This is a genomic window from Nocardia higoensis, assembly GCF_015477835.1.
GTDB classification, from domain to species: Bacteria; Actinomycetota; Actinomycetes; order Mycobacteriales; family Mycobacteriaceae; genus Nocardia; species Nocardia higoensis_A.
The window spans coordinates 2386098-2403071 of the sequence record NZ_JADLQN010000001.1 but is presented as its reverse complement, the minus strand read 5'-3'; the positions used below and the strand labels follow the sequence as shown (position 1 = coordinate 2403071).

At 67.9% G+C, this 16974-nt stretch carries 18 protein-coding genes and 1 other RNA gene; 13 read left to right on the top strand and 6 right to left on the bottom strand.

Annotated features, from left to right (window positions below):
• Nucleotides 1-43: 43 nt before the first annotated feature.
• Nucleotides 44-652 (bottom strand): NADPH-dependent FMN reductase, encoded by a 609-nt coding sequence (locus IU449_RS10925; protein WP_228803899.1) that lies wholly within the window; start codon nt 650-652, stop codon nt 44-46.
• A gap of 129 nt (nt 653-781) precedes the next feature.
• Between IU449_RS10925 and IU449_RS10920 the strand changes: the two genes are divergently transcribed.
• The 10 genes from IU449_RS10920 (at nt 782) to smpB (ending at nt 9801) form a co-directional block, all read left to right on the top strand.
• Complete coding sequence (locus IU449_RS10920; RefSeq protein ID WP_195001706.1) at nt 782-1639, top strand: helix-turn-helix domain-containing protein; 858 nt, start codon at nt 782-784, stop codon at nt 1637-1639.
• A gap of 69 nt (nt 1640-1708) precedes the next feature.
• Nucleotides 1709-2827, top strand: coding sequence for a peptide chain release factor 2 (gene prfB, locus IU449_RS10915; RefSeq protein ID WP_195001705.1), 1119 nt, complete (start codon nt 1709-1711; stop codon nt 2825-2827).
• Nucleotides 2828-2963: 136 nt separating this feature from the next.
• Nucleotides 2964-3821 carry a mechanosensitive ion channel family protein gene (locus IU449_RS10910; protein ID WP_195001704.1) on the top strand — a complete coding sequence of 286 codons (858 nt, stop codon included), beginning with the start codon at nt 2964-2966 and terminating at the stop codon, nt 3819-3821.
• Nucleotides 3808-4011: a hypothetical protein gene (locus IU449_RS10905; RefSeq protein WP_195001703.1), complete on the top strand. Its 204-nt coding sequence runs from the start codon at nt 3808-3810 to the stop codon at nt 4009-4011. Before IU449_RS10910 ends, IU449_RS10905 begins: the two co-directional genes overlap by 14 nt.
• A 124-nt stretch (nt 4012-4135) precedes the next feature.
• A complete protein-coding gene (gene ftsE / locus IU449_RS10900) occupies nt 4136-4825 on the top strand; it encodes a cell division ATP-binding protein FtsE (protein WP_195001702.1) in 690 nt (229 codons plus the stop codon).
• 16 nt (nt 4826-4841) lie between these two features.
• The gene (gene ftsX / locus IU449_RS10895) at nt 4842-5744 is read left to right on the top strand and encodes a permease-like cell division protein FtsX (RefSeq protein ID WP_195001701.1); all 903 of its coding nucleotides are present in this window, start codon (nt 4842-4844) and stop codon (nt 5742-5744) included.
• A gap of 105 nt (nt 5745-5849) precedes the next feature.
• A complete protein-coding gene (gene recQ, locus IU449_RS10890; protein WP_324188176.1) occupies nt 5850-7709 on the top strand; it encodes a DNA helicase RecQ in 1860 nt (619 codons plus the stop codon).
• Between the two features lie 118 nt (nt 7710-7827).
• Complete coding sequence (locus tag IU449_RS10885; RefSeq protein ID WP_195001700.1) at nt 7828-8907, top strand: metallophosphoesterase; 1080 nt, start codon at nt 7828-7830, stop codon at nt 8905-8907.
• A gap of 89 nt (nt 8908-8996) precedes the next feature.
• The gene (locus tag IU449_RS10880; RefSeq protein ID WP_195001699.1) at nt 8997-9236 is read left to right on the top strand and encodes a hypothetical protein; all 240 of its coding nucleotides are present in this window, start codon (nt 8997-8999) and stop codon (nt 9234-9236) included.
• An 88-nt stretch (nt 9237-9324) separates the two neighbouring features.
• A complete protein-coding gene (gene smpB, locus IU449_RS10875; RefSeq protein WP_195001698.1) occupies nt 9325-9801 on the top strand; it encodes an SsrA-binding protein SmpB in 477 nt (158 codons plus the stop codon).
• Nucleotides 9802-9840: 39 nt separating this feature from the next.
• On the opposite strand, the gene IU449_RS10870 is transcribed toward smpB, so the two are convergent.
• Complete coding sequence (locus tag IU449_RS10870) at nt 9841-11139, bottom strand: ABC transporter substrate-binding protein (RefSeq protein WP_195001697.1); 1299 nt, start codon at nt 11137-11139, stop codon at nt 9841-9843.
• A 241-nt stretch (nt 11140-11380) separates the two neighbouring features.
• Here IU449_RS10870 and ssrA point away from each other — a divergent pair.
• Nucleotides 11381-11750: a transfer-messenger RNA gene (gene ssrA / locus IU449_RS10865) on the top strand.
• 289 nt (nt 11751-12039) lie between these two features.
• Here the strand turns inward: ssrA and IU449_RS10860 are convergent.
• The gene (locus IU449_RS10860; protein ID WP_195001696.1) at nt 12040-13272 is read right to left on the bottom strand and encodes a helix-turn-helix domain-containing protein; all 1233 of its coding nucleotides are present in this window, start codon (nt 13270-13272) and stop codon (nt 12040-12042) included.
• Nucleotides 13273-13482: 210 nt separating this feature from the next.
• Here IU449_RS10860 and IU449_RS10855 point away from each other — a divergent pair, with 210 nt between their 5' ends.
• Both IU449_RS10855 and IU449_RS10850 read left to right on the top strand, forming a co-directional pair.
• Nucleotides 13483-13800 (top strand): hypothetical protein, encoded by a 318-nt coding sequence (locus IU449_RS10855; protein WP_324188175.1) that lies wholly within the window; start codon nt 13483-13485, stop codon nt 13798-13800.
• 219 nt (nt 13801-14019) lie between these two features.
• Nucleotides 14020-14658 (top strand): hypothetical protein, encoded by a 639-nt coding sequence (locus IU449_RS10850; protein WP_195001695.1) that lies wholly within the window; start codon nt 14020-14022, stop codon nt 14656-14658.
• A 493-nt stretch (nt 14659-15151) separates the two neighbouring features.
• On the opposite strand, the gene IU449_RS10845 is transcribed toward IU449_RS10850, so the two are convergent.
• The 3 genes from IU449_RS10845 to IU449_RS28980 form a co-directional block, all read right to left on the bottom strand.
• Nucleotides 15152-15553 (bottom strand): MarR family winged helix-turn-helix transcriptional regulator, encoded by a 402-nt coding sequence (locus IU449_RS10845; protein WP_228803897.1) that lies wholly within the window; start codon nt 15551-15553, stop codon nt 15152-15154.
• Between the two features lie 132 nt (nt 15554-15685).
• Nucleotides 15686-15850 (bottom strand): hypothetical protein, encoded by a 165-nt coding sequence (locus IU449_RS10840; RefSeq protein WP_195001693.1) that lies wholly within the window; start codon nt 15848-15850, stop codon nt 15686-15688.
• A 270-nt stretch (nt 15851-16120) separates the two neighbouring features.
• Nucleotides 16121-16738: a hypothetical protein gene (locus IU449_RS28980; RefSeq protein WP_228803895.1), complete on the bottom strand. Its 618-nt coding sequence runs from the start codon at nt 16736-16738 to the stop codon at nt 16121-16123.
• Nucleotides 16739-16974: the final 236 nt, after the last annotated feature.

The following is a 16974-nucleotide window of genomic DNA, read 5'->3' as shown; positions in this document are numbered from 1 at the left end:
TCGGCCGACCGGGGCAGCAGTCCTCGAGCGCGGGGCGGCGGGGTCAGGCGACAGTGGCTGCGCGAGCGGTCACCAACGCGCTTGCCCACCAGTGCAATTGGTCGAGCATCGCCGTCGCGGCGGCCGCGGGCTCGTCGGGCTCGCGCAGCTCGCCCTGTTCGTCGAACAGCAGGTAGTACCGCGGGAACGTCACGTAGTCGCGCACCGGGTGGGCGTTCAACTCGGTGAACACGGCGCGCAGGTGCTCGATGGCCGGCAGTCCACCGGTCGCGCCGCTGTAGCCGACGAACCCGACCGCCTTGGCGTTCCACTGCGTGAAGTGCCAGTCGATCGCCGACTTCAGCGCCGCGGGGTAGCTGCGGTTGTAGTCCGGTGTGACGATCACGAACGCGTCGGCGGCGCCCAGCCGTTCGCTCAGCGCGCGCATACCCGCGGGGCGCGGCGGGTCCGGCTCCATCGCGGGCGGAACGGCGGGCAGGGCGTTCGGCAGGTCGACCTCCGCCAGGTCGATCACATCGATATCGAAGCGGCCGTCCGCGAGCGCTCGCTCGGCGAACCAGGCCGCCACCCTCGGGCCGAAACGGCCTTCCCGGACACTGCCGATGATCACCGCGAGTTTCATCTCGATCTCCTCCTCGTCAGGCGGGCTCATACCTCGGCGGTCCGCCGATGATCTGCCCACGACGAGCCTGCGGCGCGTCGACGGCCGCCGAGTAGACCGCGATCAGAGTGGTAGTGAGAGGGCCACCCTTCCCACCGTGCGCGCTTGTACGTTCGACGGGTGAGCGACAACGAGTTGGGCCTGTTCCTGCGCTCCCGCCGTGACGCGGTCGCACCGGCGAGCGTCGGCCTGCCCGCGGGAGCCCGCAGGCGCGCCCCCGGCCTGCGGCGTTCGGAGCTGGCGTTGCTGGCCGGGGTGAGCGTGGAATACCTCACCCGACTCGAACAGGGCCGCGACCGCAGACCCTCGCCGGAGATCCTGGCCGCGCTGGCCGACGCGTTGCGGCTCACCCCTGGCGAGCGCGTCCATCTCTACCGCCTCACCAAAGCCGCGGACCCCGGATTCGCCTGCACGGGCTCGGCGCCGATGGTCCGGACGGTTCGGCCTGCCGTGCGGTCGGTGCTCGATCATCTCGACCCGGCCGCGGCGGCCCTGTTCGACCGGACCGGCGAGGTGCTGGCCTGCACCGACGGCTACCGGCGGCTGATGGCGCCGAGCGGGCTGTTCGACGAGGAGAACGGCGGTCGGCTCGCCTGGTACGTGTTCGCCGACGCTCGGGCGCGCGAGCTCTACCCGGATTGGTCCGAGGTCGCCGATCAGTGGGTGGCGACTCTGAAGGAAGGCCCCTTCCGCGCCGATCCGGTCGTCGGCAGGATGGTCGAGCAGCTGACGGTGGTGGCAGGCGTGGAATTCACCCGGCGGGTGGCCACGGTGCCCGGCCTGCCCGCCGCCTCCGGCATCACCCGGATGAACCATCCGGTGATCGGGCCGCTCCGGCTGGCCTACGAGACGCTGGACCTGTCCGCCGACGACGCGCAGCGTCTGATCGTGCACCTGCCCGCCGACGAGGCGAGCGCGCACGCCCTGGACCGGCTCGCGGGCCGTCGTCCCGGCGGACTGCGAGCCGTGTCCGGATGAGTCGGGCGCGGTCGTCCCAGCGGTAAGCGGTTTCGCCTGCTCGGAGCGGGACCGGTAACCTTGTAGATCGTGCATCCTGACGTCTCCGCCGATATCTCCGAACTCGACGCCACCCTCAAGACGGTCGAGTCGGTCCTCGACATCGAGGAACTGCGTCGCCGCATCGACGAGCTCGAACACCAGGCGGCCGATCCGGACCTGTGGAACGACCAGGACCATGCCCAGCAGGTGACCAGCGAGCTGTCCCACGCTCAGGGCGAACTGCGCCGCGTCGAGGGGCTGCGTTCGCGGCTCGAGGATCTGCCGGTGCTCTACGAGCTGGCCGAGGGGGAAGTGGGCGAGGCCAGGGCCGCCGCGCTCGCCGACGCCGACGCCGAGCGCGCCACCCTGCGCGGCGATGTGGAGGCGATGGAAGTCCGCACGCTGCTGTCCGGGGAGTACGACAAGCGTGAGGCGCTGGTCAACATCCGCTCCGGCGCGGGCGGGGTGGACGCCGCCGACTGGGCCGAGAAGCTGATGCGCATGTACGTGCGCTGGGCCGACCGGCACGGCTACCCGGTGGAGATCTACGACACCTCCTACGCCGAAGAAGCGGGTATCAAGAGCGCCACCTTCGCCGTCAAGACCCCCTACGCCTACGGCACTCTCTCGGTGGAGATGGGCACGCATCGGCTGGTGCGCATCAGCCCGTTCGACAACCAGGGCCGCCGCCAGACCTCCTTCGCCGAGGTCGAGGTGCTGCCGGTGGTCGAGACCACCGACCACATCGAGATCCCCGACACCGAGATCCGCGTCGACGTCTACCGCTCTTCCGGCCCCGGCGGTCAGTCGGTCAACACCACCGACTCCGCGGTGCGCCTCACCCACATCCCCACCGGCATCGTGGTGACCTGTCAGAACGAGAAGTCGCAGCTACAGAACAAGATCTCGGCCATGCGCGTGCTACAGGCCAAGCTGCTCGAACGCAAGCGCCAGGAGGAGCGCGCCCAGATGGACGCGCTCAAGACCAACGAGGGCGCGTCCTGGGGCAACCAGATGCGTTCCTACGTGCTGCACCCGTACCAGATGGTCAAGGACCTGCGCACCAACTACGAGGTCAACAACCCCAGCGCGGTGCTCGACGGCGACATCGACGGCTTCATCGAGTCGGGCATCCGGTGGCGCATGCGTGAGACCCAGGCGAGTTGAGCCCGGCGGAATCGGTCCGCGCCGTTCCGGCTCTGCGCCGGGGACCGGTAGCCGGATCGCGACGGGCGCATCGGAGGCGCGCGGGCGAAGGTAGCCTGTCTGGCGTGTTGGTTACGGAAGGTGAAGCGGCTCGGCGATGGGCTCGGTGACATCGTTCGCGCTGGGGGAGAGCACCACGGCGTGGTTGCGTTCCAGCGGTCTCGAGATCGTGCTGCTGATCCTCGGCGCGATGCTGTTCGGCCGGTTCGTCAGCTTCGTGCGCGACCGGATCACCAGTCAGATCGACGCGAGCTTCCGCGGCGGCGACGCGCTGGTGCGCACCGAGGCGGCCAAGCATCGGCACGCGCTCGCGCAAGTCCTCACCTGGGTGATCCTCACCATCGCCTATGTGCTCGTCGGCGTGGAAGTGCTCCAGCGACTCGGGTTCCAGGTGACCGGTCTGGTCGCCCCCGCCGCGGTGCTCGGCGCCGCACTCGGTTTCGGCGCCCAGCGCATCGTGCAGGACATCCTGGCCGGGTTCTTCCTGATCACCGAGCGCCAGTACGGCTTCGGCGATGTGGTGCGGATCTCGGTGGCCGGATCGGCGGAAATGGCCGAGGGCACTGTCGAAGACGTCACATTGCGCATCACCACGTTGCGCAACTCCGACGGCGAGGTCATCATCGTGCCGAACGGACAGATCGTGAAAGTGACCAATCTGTCCAAGGATTGGGCGCGCGCCGCGATCGACGTCCCGGTGGCCGCGGGCGCCGACCTCACCCGCGTCAACGAGATACTGCATCAGGTGGGCGCCGAGGCCTTCGCCGATCCGCGACTGGAACCGCTGCTGCTCGACCAGCCCACGGTGATGGGCGTCGAAGACCTGGCGATGGACAAGATGAGCATTCGCATGGTCGCGCGCACGTTGCCGGGCAAGCAGTTCGAGGTCGGTCGTGAGCTTCGGGTGCGAGTGGCCTCGGCGTTGCGCCGGGAAGGTATGAGTGAAACTGCGTAAGAGAGACCTCATCTTCGCCAAGCCGCGCAGGTCGACGGCCGTCCTGGCGCTGGTGTGGATCGGGATCTTCGTGCTGTATCTGTTCGTCAAGCCCGAGCAGCAGGCCGGGACCACGATCCTGCCGTTGAGCGGTCTGTTGCCCGCCTCGATCACCCAGAGCGAGCCCGCGCAGGCCGAGCCGGCGAACTAGCGCTGCCCGGCCCGGGCTGTGTGACCATGCCCGGCCCGGGCGGTACAGCAGAGCCCGGCCCGGACGGTGTGGCAGAGCCCGGCCCGGGCGGTGTGGCAGAGCCCGCTGGCTACACTGGCTCCCCGTGATCACCATGCGGAACGTCACCAAGTCGTACAAGACGTCGACGCGACCCGCGCTGGACAACATCACGGTGGATGTGGACAAGGGCGAGTTCGTCTTCATCATCGGACCGTCCGGTTCAGGCAAGTCGACGTTCATGCGCCTGCTGCTCAAGGAGGAGGCGCCGACCTCCGGCGAGATACGGGTCGCCGACTTCCGGGTCGACAAGCTGCCCGGCCGCAAGGTGCCCAAACTGCGTCAGCGCATCGGCTGCGTCTTCCAGGACTTCCGGTTGCTGCAGCAGAAGACGGTGCAGGAGAACGTGGCCTTCGCGCTCGAGGTGATCGGCAAGCGCCGCCAGTTCATCGAACGCACCGTGCCCGAGGTGCTCGAGATGGTCAATCTCGGCGGCAAGGCCGACCGGCTGCCCAGTGAACTCTCCGGTGGCGAACAGCAGCGGGTGGCGATCGCCCGCGCGTTCGTCAACCGACCGCTGGTGCTGCTCGCCGACGAGCCGACCGGCAATCTCGACCCCGACACCAGCGGCGACATCATGATGCTGCTGGAGCGGATCAACCGCACCGGCACCACGGTGCTGATGGCCACCCACGACAACCACATCGTCGACGCGATGCGCAAGCGGGTCGTCGAACTCGATCACGGCAGGCTGGTGCGCGACGACGCGACCGGCGTCTACGGGGTGGGGCGATGACGAGGGAAGAGAAGTAATGCGCGCGAGCTTTCTGTTCGGCGAGGTCGGCGCGGGGCTGCGCCGCAACCTGACCATGACCATCGCCATGATCTTGACCACCGCCGTCTCACTGGCCATGCTCGGTGGCGGCCTGCTCTCGGTGCGGATGGCCGACAAGACCGAGGCCTACTTCACCGGTCGTCTCGAGGTGCGCTTCTACCTCGACGAGAACATCTCGGCGAACGACCCGGACTGCGCGGCCGAGCCGTGCCGGTCGCTGCTCGCCGATATGAAGACCACCTCGGGCGTGGAGAGCGTGCAGTTCCTCAACCGCGCCGCCGCCCTGGAGGAAGCCAAGAAGCTCTTCGAGGACCAGCCGGAGATGGTGCAGTACATCTCCGAGACGCCGCTGCCCGCGTCGATGCGGGTGAAGATGACCGACGGCGGTCAGTACGAGCACATCTACGAGACCTTCGCCGACCGTGAGGGCGTGCGCACGGTGGCCAACGACAGCGAGTTCGTCGACCGGCTGTTGCGCTTGTTCGACGGACTGCGCAACGCGGCCTTCGGCCTGGCGGTGGTGATGGCGCTGGCCGCGCTGCTGCTCATCGCCAACATGATGCAGATCGCGGCGTTCACCCGGCGCACGGAAGTCGGCATCATGCGCCTGGTCGGTGCGACGCGCTGGTATACCCAGCTGCCCTTCCTGCTCGAGGCGGTGGTGGCCGCCGTGGTCGGCTCGCTGCTGGCGGTCGCCGGCCTGCTCATCGCCCGCCCGCTGGTCATCGACCGGGCTCTGGGCCCGCTGTTCGACAGCAATGTCTTCCCGCGCATCACCGGGGACGACATCGCCGTGGTCGCGCTGACGATCGGACCCATCGGCGTGCTGGTGGCCGCCGTCGCCGCGTACGCGACGCTGCGGTACTACGTGCGCGAATGAGGTCGGCGACATCATCGGTGCACATGTGGACAACTGCGCCGTACCGGCCGCGATCCGGGTTCGCCCGGGGCGCGGCTGTCGGGCGGCGCTCGTAGGATGAGCCGCGTGGACCACCCCGAAGATCAGCCACCGGCCGACAGCGCGTCGCCCACCGGAATCACTGCGGCGCAAGAGGTTCTGCGCCGCGTGTTCGGCTACGACGATTTCCGTGGCGACCAGGCCGCCATCGTCGAGCACGTCGTCTCCGGCGGCGACGCCCTGGTGCTGATGCCCACCGGTGGCGGCAAATCGTTGTGCTACCAAGTGCCTTCGCTGGTGCGTCGCGGCGTCGGGGTGGTCGTCTCGCCGCTGATCGCGCTGATGCAGGATCAGGTCGACGCGCTCAGCGCGCTCGGTGTGCGGGCCGGATTCCTCAACTCCACCCAATTCCCCGACGAGCGCGCGAGCGTGGAGGCGCGATTCCTCGCCGGTGAGCTGGACCTGCTGTATCTCGCGCCGGAGCGGCTGCGGCTGGAGTCCACCGCCCGGCTGCTCGAACGTGGTGAGATCGCGCTGTTCGCCATCGACGAGGCGCACTGTGTCGCCCAGTGGGGTCACGACTTCCGCCCGGACTATCTGGCGCTGTCGGTGCTGCACGAGCGCTGGCCGGACGTGCCGCGCATCGCGTTGACCGCGACCGCCACCGAGAAGACCCGCGACGAGATCATCCACCGCCTCGATCTCGGCTCGGCCAGGCGCTTCGTGGCCAGCTTCGACCGGCCCAACATCCAGTACCGGATCGAGCCGAAGAACCGCGCCGAACGGCAGCTGCTCGACTTCATCCGCACCGAGCACACCGGCGACGCGGGCATCGTCTACTGCCTGTCGCGCAATTCGGTGGAGAAGACCGCGGCCTTCCTCAACGAGAACGGCATCGACGCGGTGCCCTATCACGCGGGCCTGGACAACCGCACCCGGGCCGCCAACCAGTCCCGGTTCCTGCGTGAGGACGGCCTGATCGTGGTCGCCACCATCGCCTTCGGCATGGGCATCGACAAGCCCGACGTGCGATTCGTCGCCCATCTGGATCTGCCGAAATCGGTGGAGGGCTACTACCAGGAGACCGGCCGTGCGGGCCGCGACGGCCTGCCCTCGACCGCCTGGATGGTCTACGGCCTCAACGACGTGGTCCAGCAGCGCAAACTCATCGACAACTCCGAGGGCGACGCGGCGCACCGCAGGCAGTTGCAGCTGCACCTGGACGCCATGCTCGCGCTGTGCGAGACCGTCGACTGCCGCCGCGCTCAGCTGCTGGCCTACTTCGGCCAGTCCGGCGCCGGCTGCGGCAACTGCGACACCTGCCTGAACCCGCCGGAATCCTGGGACGGTACGGTCGCGGCCCAGAAGCTGCTCTCGGCGGTGCTGCGACTGGAGCGGGAACGCGGCCAGAGCTTCGGCGCGGGGCACGTCATCGACATCCTGCTCGGCAAACAGAGCCCGAAGGTGCTGCAGTACGAGCACAACGCGCTCAAGGTGTTCGGTGTCGGCGCGGATCTGCGCGACACCGAGTGGCGCGGGGTGGTGCGGCAGCTGCTGGCCCAGGGACTGCTCGCGGTGCGCGGCGACTACGGTGTGCTCACCCTGACCCCCGGCAGTGGGGAAGTGCTCTTCGGCGGTCGTCAGGTGCGGCTGCGCCGTGAACCCGAGCGACCGGTCAGGCAGGCGCGCGCCGCCAAGGCCCGCGCCGTCGCCGCCGACCTGCCCGCGGCCGACGTCGAGGTCTTCGAGAAGCTGCGCGCCTGGCGGGCCACGGCGGCCAGAGAACAGGGTGTCCCCGCCTATGTCGTCTTCCACGACGCCACCTTGCGCGAGATCGCCGCGCGCAAGCCGTCGAGCCTGTCGGAGCTGGGCGGTGTCGGCGGCGTGGGCGAGGCGAAGCTCGCCAAGTACGGCGAGCAGGTGCTCGAGGTGCTGGTCCCGGCCTGACCGCCGTGGGTCCGCCCTCGGCGAATGCCCACCGCGAGTTCCGCCGAGGGCTGGCCGCGGGTGTGTCGATGGGTGATGATGTGGCGGAATGCGCCGGAAGTGAAACGGAGGTCGGCGGATGGGTGAGGTACCGGGCATCGGACGCAGGCAATTGCTCGCCGGTGCGGGCGTGCTGGCGGCGGGCGCGGGTCTGCTCGGGCTGACTCCTGCCCAGGCGGTGCCGGTGGGCGACGGCGTCGCCAAGTTCCCCCTCCCCACCGGCGGCGGCTCGGTTCGGGTGCTGGTCACCGGCGACGCGGGCACCGGAACCCGTGCCCAGTGGGCCGTCGCCGACGCGGCCAGGGCCTTCCACGCCCGCGAGCCCTTCGATCTGGCCCTCGGCCTCGGCGACAACATCTACGAGTCCGGTCCCGCCGGCGCCGACGACATCCAGTTCGGCGCCAAGTTCGAAGACCCCAACACCGGCCTCGACTTCCCCTGGCTGATGACCCTGGGCAATCACGACAACACCGCGATCTTCCCCGGGGACGGCGGCTGGCTGCTGCGCGGCGACCACGAGGTCGGCTACCACGCGCACTCGCGGCGCTGGTGGATGCCGAGCCGCTACTACTCCGTGCGGGTCCCCGAGCCCGACCCGCACGTCAAGTTCTTCGTGCTCGACCTCAACCCGCTGGCCTCCTACATCCCGCCGATCCTGTCCCCGTACTGGGCGGTCGACGGACAATACATGAACGAGCAACGCGCCTGGCTCGATCGCGCGATCGCCGAATCACCCGCGCGCTGGAAGGTGGTCTGCACCCACCACCCGTTCCTGAGCAACGGCTCCCACGGCAACGCGGGCCGCTACGAGGGCCTCGACATCGAGCCGGTCAACGGCGTGCACGTGCGCCGTTTCTTCGAGGATCACGTACTCGGCCGGTGCCAGTTCATCCTCTCCGGCCACGACCACTGCCTGCAGGTGCTCGAGCCGACGACGGCCTCCAAGGGCACCCGGCAGCTCGTGTCCGGCGCGGCGGGCAAGACCGGCGGCGCGACACCCCCCGACACGAGCGACGACACTCCCGCGCTGTTCCAGACGTTCCACCAACTCGGTTTCATGGTCATGGAATTCGGCGCGGCGGGCGTGGATCTGCGTGTGGTGACCGTGGATCCGCCCACCGGCGCGGGCACCGAGGAATTCCACCGGAAGCTGGCCTGAGCGAAGCCGTTCGCGCACCGACATCACCGAATGGCAACACCCGGTGCGCTGCGTGCGCGCGTCGCCCGTCGTGGCACTACCGTGCAGGTATGCCTCCCGGTGACGAGTCCTCCGGTGACGACGGGTCCGCAGGACCGGGCCCGCAAGCCGCCGCCGATCCTCAGGCACCCGCGCGCCCCGGCTCGGCCGACCCCGCGGTGGAATCGGTGTGGCTCGGCCGCAGGCGCCCGGCGCGCCCGCTCGGCAGGCCCAGGCTGACCACGGTGCTGATGGTCGCCGCCTTCACCGGTCTGCTCGTGCTCTACCTGGTCGTCCGCCCCGGCGGCTGACCGCCGCGCCCGCCGTCCGCGCCCAGGCGGCGGGAATAATCCGGTTGCCCCGTCACTTAGAGTTGACCGTTGTGAAGGAGATGGGGCTATGAAGGAGAAGGGGCGAAAGGTCATCGCGACCAACCGCCGGGCGCGGCACAACTACACGATCCTCGATGTCTACGAGGCCGGGATCGCGCTGGTCGGCACCGAGGTCAAGAGTCTGCGAGAGGGCAAGGCCTCGCTGGTCGACGCCTTCGCGACGGTCGACAACGGCGAGGTGTGGCTGCGTGGTCTGCACATCCCCGAGTTCAGTCACGGCACCTGGACCAATCACTCGCCGCGTCGGGTGCGGAAGCTGCTGCTGCACAAGCGCGAGATCGAACGTCTCGTCGGCAAGTCGCGGGAAGGCAATCAGACATTGGTGCCGCTGTCGATGTACTTCTCCGACGGCAAGGTGAAGGTCGAACTCGCCCTCGCTCGCGGTAAGCAGGACTACGACAAGCGTCAGGACCTGGCCAGGCGCACGGCCGAACGCGAGGTCACCCGCGAGCTCGGCCGCCGTATCAAGGGAATGAAATCCTAGGCCCGGTCGTCGTGGGCCCGGCATCACCGCCGGGCACGGTCACAGCCGCGCGCACGGACCGTCGAAGGTGATCCGCTCCAGCGTCCCGCCCCGGTACCAGGAGGCGACCGTGCGCGACCCCAGCGGCGCCGACGGATCGGGCACGCTGATCACCGCACGCTCGTTCTTGGGATCCGGGTCCACCCCGTACACCCGATCCGGCGCCATGCCCTCCGAGGTCGCGGTCAGGCCGATCATCGCCCGCCGCAGCGCGGCCCGATTCAGTGTGCCCTCTTCGGCGGCCCGGGTGAGCAGTGCCTTCACCGGATACGAGCTGGCCCACCCGAGGTTGTAGCCCCAATTCGAGGGTTCCTGCGGCGAGGCGGCACGGGCCTTGGCCGCGCCCTGGCTGGTCCCGTCCCACCCGTCGTAGGGCGAGGTGTAGTTGTAGAGCGTGGTGATCGGCTCCGCGACCGCCGACTGCAGCAGTGCCCGATTCCAGGTCGGGGTGGAGCCGAGAAACCGGCCCTGGTAACCGGCCGCGACCAGCTTGCCGATGATCTCCGCGGTCTCGCTCGGTCCGGTGGCCAGCGCCACCACGTCCGGCTGCGTGGCCATGATCGCCGCGACCGGCGCGTCCTGATTGCCGACCTCGTTGTTCGGTCCGGTGTCGAACCGGGTGGTGACCGGGATGCCGTTGGCGGCGGCCCACCGCAACGTTCCCGCGGCGTAGTCGCCGCCGTAGTGCCCGCGGAAGGCCACGATGCCGATCCCGCTGGGCAGGTAGTGCTCGGCGCTGAACCAGTCCAGCCCCAGCATCGCCTCCTCGCAGTAGGAGTAGCCGTAATCCATCACCAGGTTCCGGTCGGTCTCGTCGTACTGCCAGCCCGACCACAGCGTGCCCGCACCGGTGACGACGCCGTCGGCCTCCATATCCGGCAACACCGACACCGTCTGCGAGGTACCCATGCTCATCGCCAGCGCCAGCACGTGCGGTTCGATCCGCTCGTACTCGGCGCGATGACGCTGCGGGTCGTAGCCGGTGTTCTTGGCGTAGGTGGTGATGTCGATCTCGTATCCGCCGATCCCGCCGGACTCGTTGACCTCCCGCCAGAACGCTTGCTGGCCGTCGTCGATGGATTTGCCGAGGGCGCTGAACGGCCCGTCGGCCAGATCGGAGAGCACCCCCAGATACACGCATCCCTTGGTCTCGTCGATCGCCTGCGGGCACGGCTCGCTCGTCACCCCGGGGCCCGCCTGCTCGGCAGGGTCGGAACACCCGCTGACCAGGAGTGACCCGATGATCGTCCCGGCTACGGCGGTACGGAACAGATGGCGTCGACCGCCGGAGATACGCATTTATGACTTCCTACTCTTGCCATCGGAATCCTCGGTTGTCTCCCGTGGCCGATCGAGAAGATACCCAACGGTTGCCGGACCGGGGAAGCGGCGTGACAGGTTTGTGATTCCGAGCCGGACGAAGCTGTTCGCCGATGGCACTCGGTGTGACGCTCGACACCGCCCCCGTGGCCGGAAAATCGGGATGATCCGCTAGGTGCGCGGTGTTAAAGTAAGCAGTCCGCAAGGAGCGGACACGTACGGGGCTGAACGGTTTCGACTGCGTACGTTGATTCAGGGGAAGCGTGTCGGTGCAGGCAAGAGACCACCGTAAGCGTCGTTGCAACCAATTAAGCGCCGATTCTCATCAGCGCGAGTACGCTCTCGCTGCCTAAGCGATAGCGTCTCTGTCGGCCCGGGATAAGCCCTCGGTCCCGGTGCCGGCATCAGCTAGAGGGCTTCACCGTCCGCCTCGGTCGCGGAGATGGACGGGACAACCAACAGCGACTGGGATCGTCATCTCGGCTTGTTCGCGTGACCGAGAGATCCGAGCAGAGACACAGCGAACTGCACACGGAGAAGCCCTGAAGACGCGGCGGAGGACCCGGGTTCGATTCCCGGCAGCTCCACTCGAGGCCCCTCACCTGAAGCCCAGGTGAGGGGCCTTTTTCATGCCCCGACAGCGGTGCTCGGAGTGCTCGTGCCCACAGTTTGCCCACACTCCGCCGCAGCGTCGCGACGCAGCCGAGCTGCCCATCCGGATTGGCAACGTCGTCTAGGTGCAGCCGTGGTGGAAACGGCATTCGACGTGGATATCTTTACCGCGAGGTCGGCGGTGGCTTCCTGTACTGCTTCGGCCGACCGGCCGAAGGAGCGAGGACCCCGACCCGCAGAACCACCCGAATCGGGCACCTGCAACGGTCAATGGGGCTGCGCACCGTGCTCGGGGGCGATCCCGAGCCGCCAGGCCAAGCCCCGCAGATTACGACCACCGGCATCGCGGCGGGCCGTGCGCAACTGGTCTGCCACCGCCTCACGAACGAAGAAGTCACCACGAACCTGAAGCGGGGCGATGGTTTCCGCTTTCAAGAGCAGATCGAGACCCCTGCTCCGGTAGGCAGGTTCGGCCATGAGCACCCGCGCCGCTTCAGCGTAGTAATGAGCGCGGCGGGATGCCGAAGGGATGGCGTCGACCGGGATACCGGCCGTGTGCTCGACCGCCGCCACCCCGTCGCCGAGTTCGATGCCGATCGACGCGCGCCAGACATGCACATTGGTGCGCCCGAACCACAGCCGCCCGAAGCTGCCGATTTCATGGTCCATGCGCTCGGCCACCGCCGCGGCTTCGGCGAGGTGGGTGTCGGCGGTCGAGCGATCGTCCTGCACGGCTGCAGCCAGAGCCGCTGACAGGTTGAGCATCCCGTAGGCCTGCGCGACCTCGTCGTCATCGAGATGGGGTGCGATGCGCTCGGCCGCAGCCACCGCGCGCGCGTACTGCCGACTGCGGGACATCGACCCGGAGATCGAGCCGCGAAGCCACACTGCGAACCCGAGCCATGCCGGCGATTCGAGTTCCTCAGCGCACGCTTGCGCGGCCTTCACGATCATGATCGGTAGTCCGCGCGCACCGAGGCGCTTGGTCGTCTCGGCCAGCACGTAGTAGCACCGGATCAGGCCCACCAGCACCTCGCGACGGAGGTCTGGTCGCCGCGTGTACGCGGCATGGAGTTCGATCAACAGCTTGGGTGCCAGAGCACACACCGCCGAGTAGTCGGTCCCTTCCCGCAACTGCTGTGCCACAGCGATATCGGCGTCTATCGCGGGCCACTCCCGCATGCTTCCGCCGGGGTCTTCGCCGAGTTCGCATCTCTCGAGCGCGTGCTCGATGTCGATCAGGCCCGCGTGAGCGGCCGCCGATTGTCCTGCAGACGTTTCCCAAGGCTGTCCGTTGAACTCTGACGGTGCCACTCGCAGGGCATGTGCCAGCGCTTCCAGAGTGCGTCGTTGCGAGAGCGCTTGCTCGCCGCGCTCCAAGCGGCCGAGGTAGCCATAGGAGATCCCAGCGAGACCGGCGACTGTTTCGAGGCTCAGGCCCCGCCATGCCCGGATCTCCCGGATACGGCGACCGACTTCATTCGGCGGGACCTCGCCCATCTGGCCGGGTCCTCCGCGTTCAGGCAACCCCATATCACCTCAGGGTACGGGATGCATCTTGCCTGCGCGGCCTGTCCTTTGGAGACAGGACAGCGACCGTGCGCCTCCTAGTCTCGGCTTCGGCCCCGCCGCCGAGACACGCTCAACTGTCCAGCCATCGCGTTGAGCCATTCGGCTGGACGGCTGTACTCGGCGGCGGGTGCCCTACCAGTGACAGGGGATGAAGGGCAGGGGATGGACGCGCTCGGATGGATCGACCCGTGCTCGCCGACACCGGAATGGGATGCGGCGCAGGTGCGCCGGTTGGCGCGCCGGTTGGGGTATCCGCTTCGGTGGGGCGACCCCGCTTCCGCGCTCGGGCTGGTCGAGCAAGTCGAGGCAGCCGGTGTCGAGGTAGTCCTGTTGTCGTCGTCGGCCCATATCGACGTTGTGACGTTGGACCGGCTGATGGCGAGCGCCGATGTCGAATGCGCCGCGCCGCGAGCGTCGTTCGGCCGTTGGTCGCCGTTGAGCGGGGTTCGCCGGTGAGCGGGGCTCAGTTCGGTCTCGTCGTCGCGGTCGGGCTGCCGGTCGCCGTTGTCCTGGTGATGATCTTCTGGCCGTCCGCCTACGACGACCCGCCACCAACCGACAAGCGGTACGAGGGCCAGCGTCCGGCGCAGCCGCCCTGCCGGTCCTCGGCGGCGGGTGCTTGTCGGCAAACGCCAGGGGAAGGGCAGGGATGAACGCGCTCGGATGGATAGACCCGTGCTCGCCGACACCGGAATGGGATGCGGCGCAGGTGCGCCGGGTGGGATACCCGCTTCGGTGGACCGATCCCGCTTCCGCCCCGCAGCCACCGCCGTGGCTGGAGGCAGGGGCTATTCGGCTGTCGTCGGCGGTGTCGATGTGACCGGTGGGTGTGCGACCGTCGGAGTCGTTGGACGCGTCGGCTTCGGAGGCTCGGTCGTCGTCGTGGTCGTCGTTGCTGCTGTTGTGGTGCTCGAAGGATGCGCCGTGGTCGTTGTCGTGGTGCTTGCGGGAGCCGCGGTGGTCGTTGTCGTGGTGCTCGCGGGAGCCGCAGTGGTTGTTGTCGTGGTGCTCTGCGGCGACACCGTCACTGTGCTCGGGTCGGCCGTCGTAGTGACCGACGGAGTCGTGGTGACGGTCACCGTGGATACCGAGGTGGAAGTGTCCGTACTCGGGACCGGGACGCCGAACGTGAACTCGATCGACAGGCTCGCCGACACGGACACACTCGCGCTCACCGACGCATCCGTCGAGACCTCCGGTGGCATGGCTGTCGGCGGTTCCGTCGCAGTGTCCGTGCCGGTCTCGGGGTGGCCGGAATCGGGGGCCGGTTGGGCGCCTGCGGCATCGGTAGCCGGGTCGGTGCCCGAGGCGTAGCCCGGCACAGGAACCTCGCTCGGCGCGCCCGAGGTCGTGGTGGTGTCCGGCACGACGGCCTGGTTCTGGACAGAGCGATAGTCGACAGTCCGCATGGTGAGCCGGCCCGAGACCGACTCCCGGTCGTGCGCCTGCACCGGCGGGCTCCACTCCGCCTGCACCAGGAGCGTTATCCCGATCGCCGTGGTCGCCAACGCAGCCACCACACCCGCCCGCGACATCTGTCGGCGGAACCGACCGTCCGGCGGGCCGCACCAGCACAGAATCCGAGGCGCGGGCCCGGCGTCGTTGTCCTGCGCTGCCGGTCGGCCTTCGCTGTTGTCGATGGTTCGCATCCGGCTACTGCTTTCTCCTCGGGATATGCCGATCGGTTCGACCGGAAATGGCAGTACGCGGGCAGCGCGAACCCGAGAACCCTTACCGGAGTTCGGTGAGTGAGTTCCGGGGCGCCTCGAATTCCTGTCGCTTCGACACGGCTCAGTGGGGCAGAATTTCAGGGGCGCGGGTAGGGGGCCACGTCGCGCAGCCGCTGCCGGTGCATTCGTTGCAGTTCACCGGCGCGGGTCAGGAAGTCGGCGATTATTTCGCGTTCGGCGGAGTCGTACCATCTCAGCAACATCTTGTAGCGCTCGACGATCATGGGGAAGACGAGTTCCCGGACGCGATGGGTGGCCAATTCGGTGGCCATCACGATCACGCGACGACGATCGGTCGGGTGCAGCGAGCGGACGATGTAGCCCTGCTTCTCCAGCCGGTTGAGCATGATCGTGACGCCGGCGGCGGTGAGGCCGAGCCGTTCGGCCAGCATTCCCGGCGTCGTGGACTTCTCGTCCTCGAGCAGGATGATCTCCAGCGCACGCCGATCGGTCTCGTTCAGGCCCAGTACTCTGATCAATTCGCGAATCAGATCCTCGACGGTTCCGTGATAGAACTCCAGGGCCCTTTCGAGCTCGACCGAGATCCGGGCGGGTTCGCTTGTTCTCGGGCACACAGGCTTTCCCCTCGATCATGTGAAAGTTGAATGTGCTCAGCAGAAGTCGACGATCAGGGTGTGCTCGGTCGTCGAGCGCCCCATTCCGTCCGAGGGGTCGGGGAGTTCGGTGGCCTCGACGAATGCCGCCGGATGAGCGGAGCGGGCATGTGGGCTCCTGTCGATCGATTGGCCGACAGCCCGTACCGCGGCTGACGACATCACGAAAGCGTGCAAGGGTCCGGCCGCCGAAGCGGCCGTGCGCGGTGTAGGACATGCACTGTACGACACCTCCGCCGATGTGATGTTGCGCATCGCGGAATTGGTGTCATCACACCAAAACCGAAACAGCGCAACCACTGTCGAGGATGGTGGTCGCCCCACTCGGCTCGGGTGAGACCTGGACCGGGTTGCCGGCGCAACCCGGTCCAGGCATGTTCACCACACCCTTCCGATACGGATACCGGTCGCGATGTCGTGACGTCCGTGCGCTCAGCTCACGGTCGTGGTGGTGAGAGTCGGTGACGGGTTCGGGTAGCACGAGGTCGCGACGTTGCCGACGAAGGACACGTTGGTCGTCATGGTCATGCCGGGGTTGCTGTAGCTCGTCCCCGCGTACTTGCTGGTGATGGGCGTTCCGGCGGCGCCCGCGGTGACGTTGATGGTCACCGCGGGCGGGGTGAAGCTGGTGCCGCCGGCGATCGGACCCGGTACGGTCAGGACGACATTCCCGCCCGACGTGGAGACAGTGCCTGCCACGCTTCCGCCGGAGGCGGTGGCCGAGACCAGTGTCGAGTTCGCCGGGGTCGGGAACGTCATCTTCAGGTTGCTGATGTTGTTCACGGTGAAGCCGGAAGCGGAACTGGGAACCGACGAGGCGCCCGGGGTGAGGGTGATGGCCACCGCGGAACCCGACGCCGCCGAACTCGGCGCGGTGCCGGTGACCGTTGTGCTCATGCTCGAGGTCTGGCCGATGCCGAGGACGGTGCCCCGGCAGCTCCAGTTCACGTTCACGGTGGCGGCACTCGCGGGTGCGGCCATACTGAACACGGTGGCGACGGCGATCGGAACGAGAACGCCGGCGCGAAGAAGAGTGGATGTGTAACTCATGGCTATCTCCAGGGAATGTCGAGCAACGATCCGGCGGAATGTCGAACCGCATCAGTCGATGTTTGAAATATAACCGGTTCGCATGATTTTGTGGCCGAAATCACTAATCATGACGGGCGGAATGTAATTATTCACCATTGAATGTCAACTGTGGAAAATTAATTCTGGAAAGATTTCCCGGTGGAGTATCGGATGATATTCGTCGGTATATCGCCTAATGGTGGGTCCGCAATTCG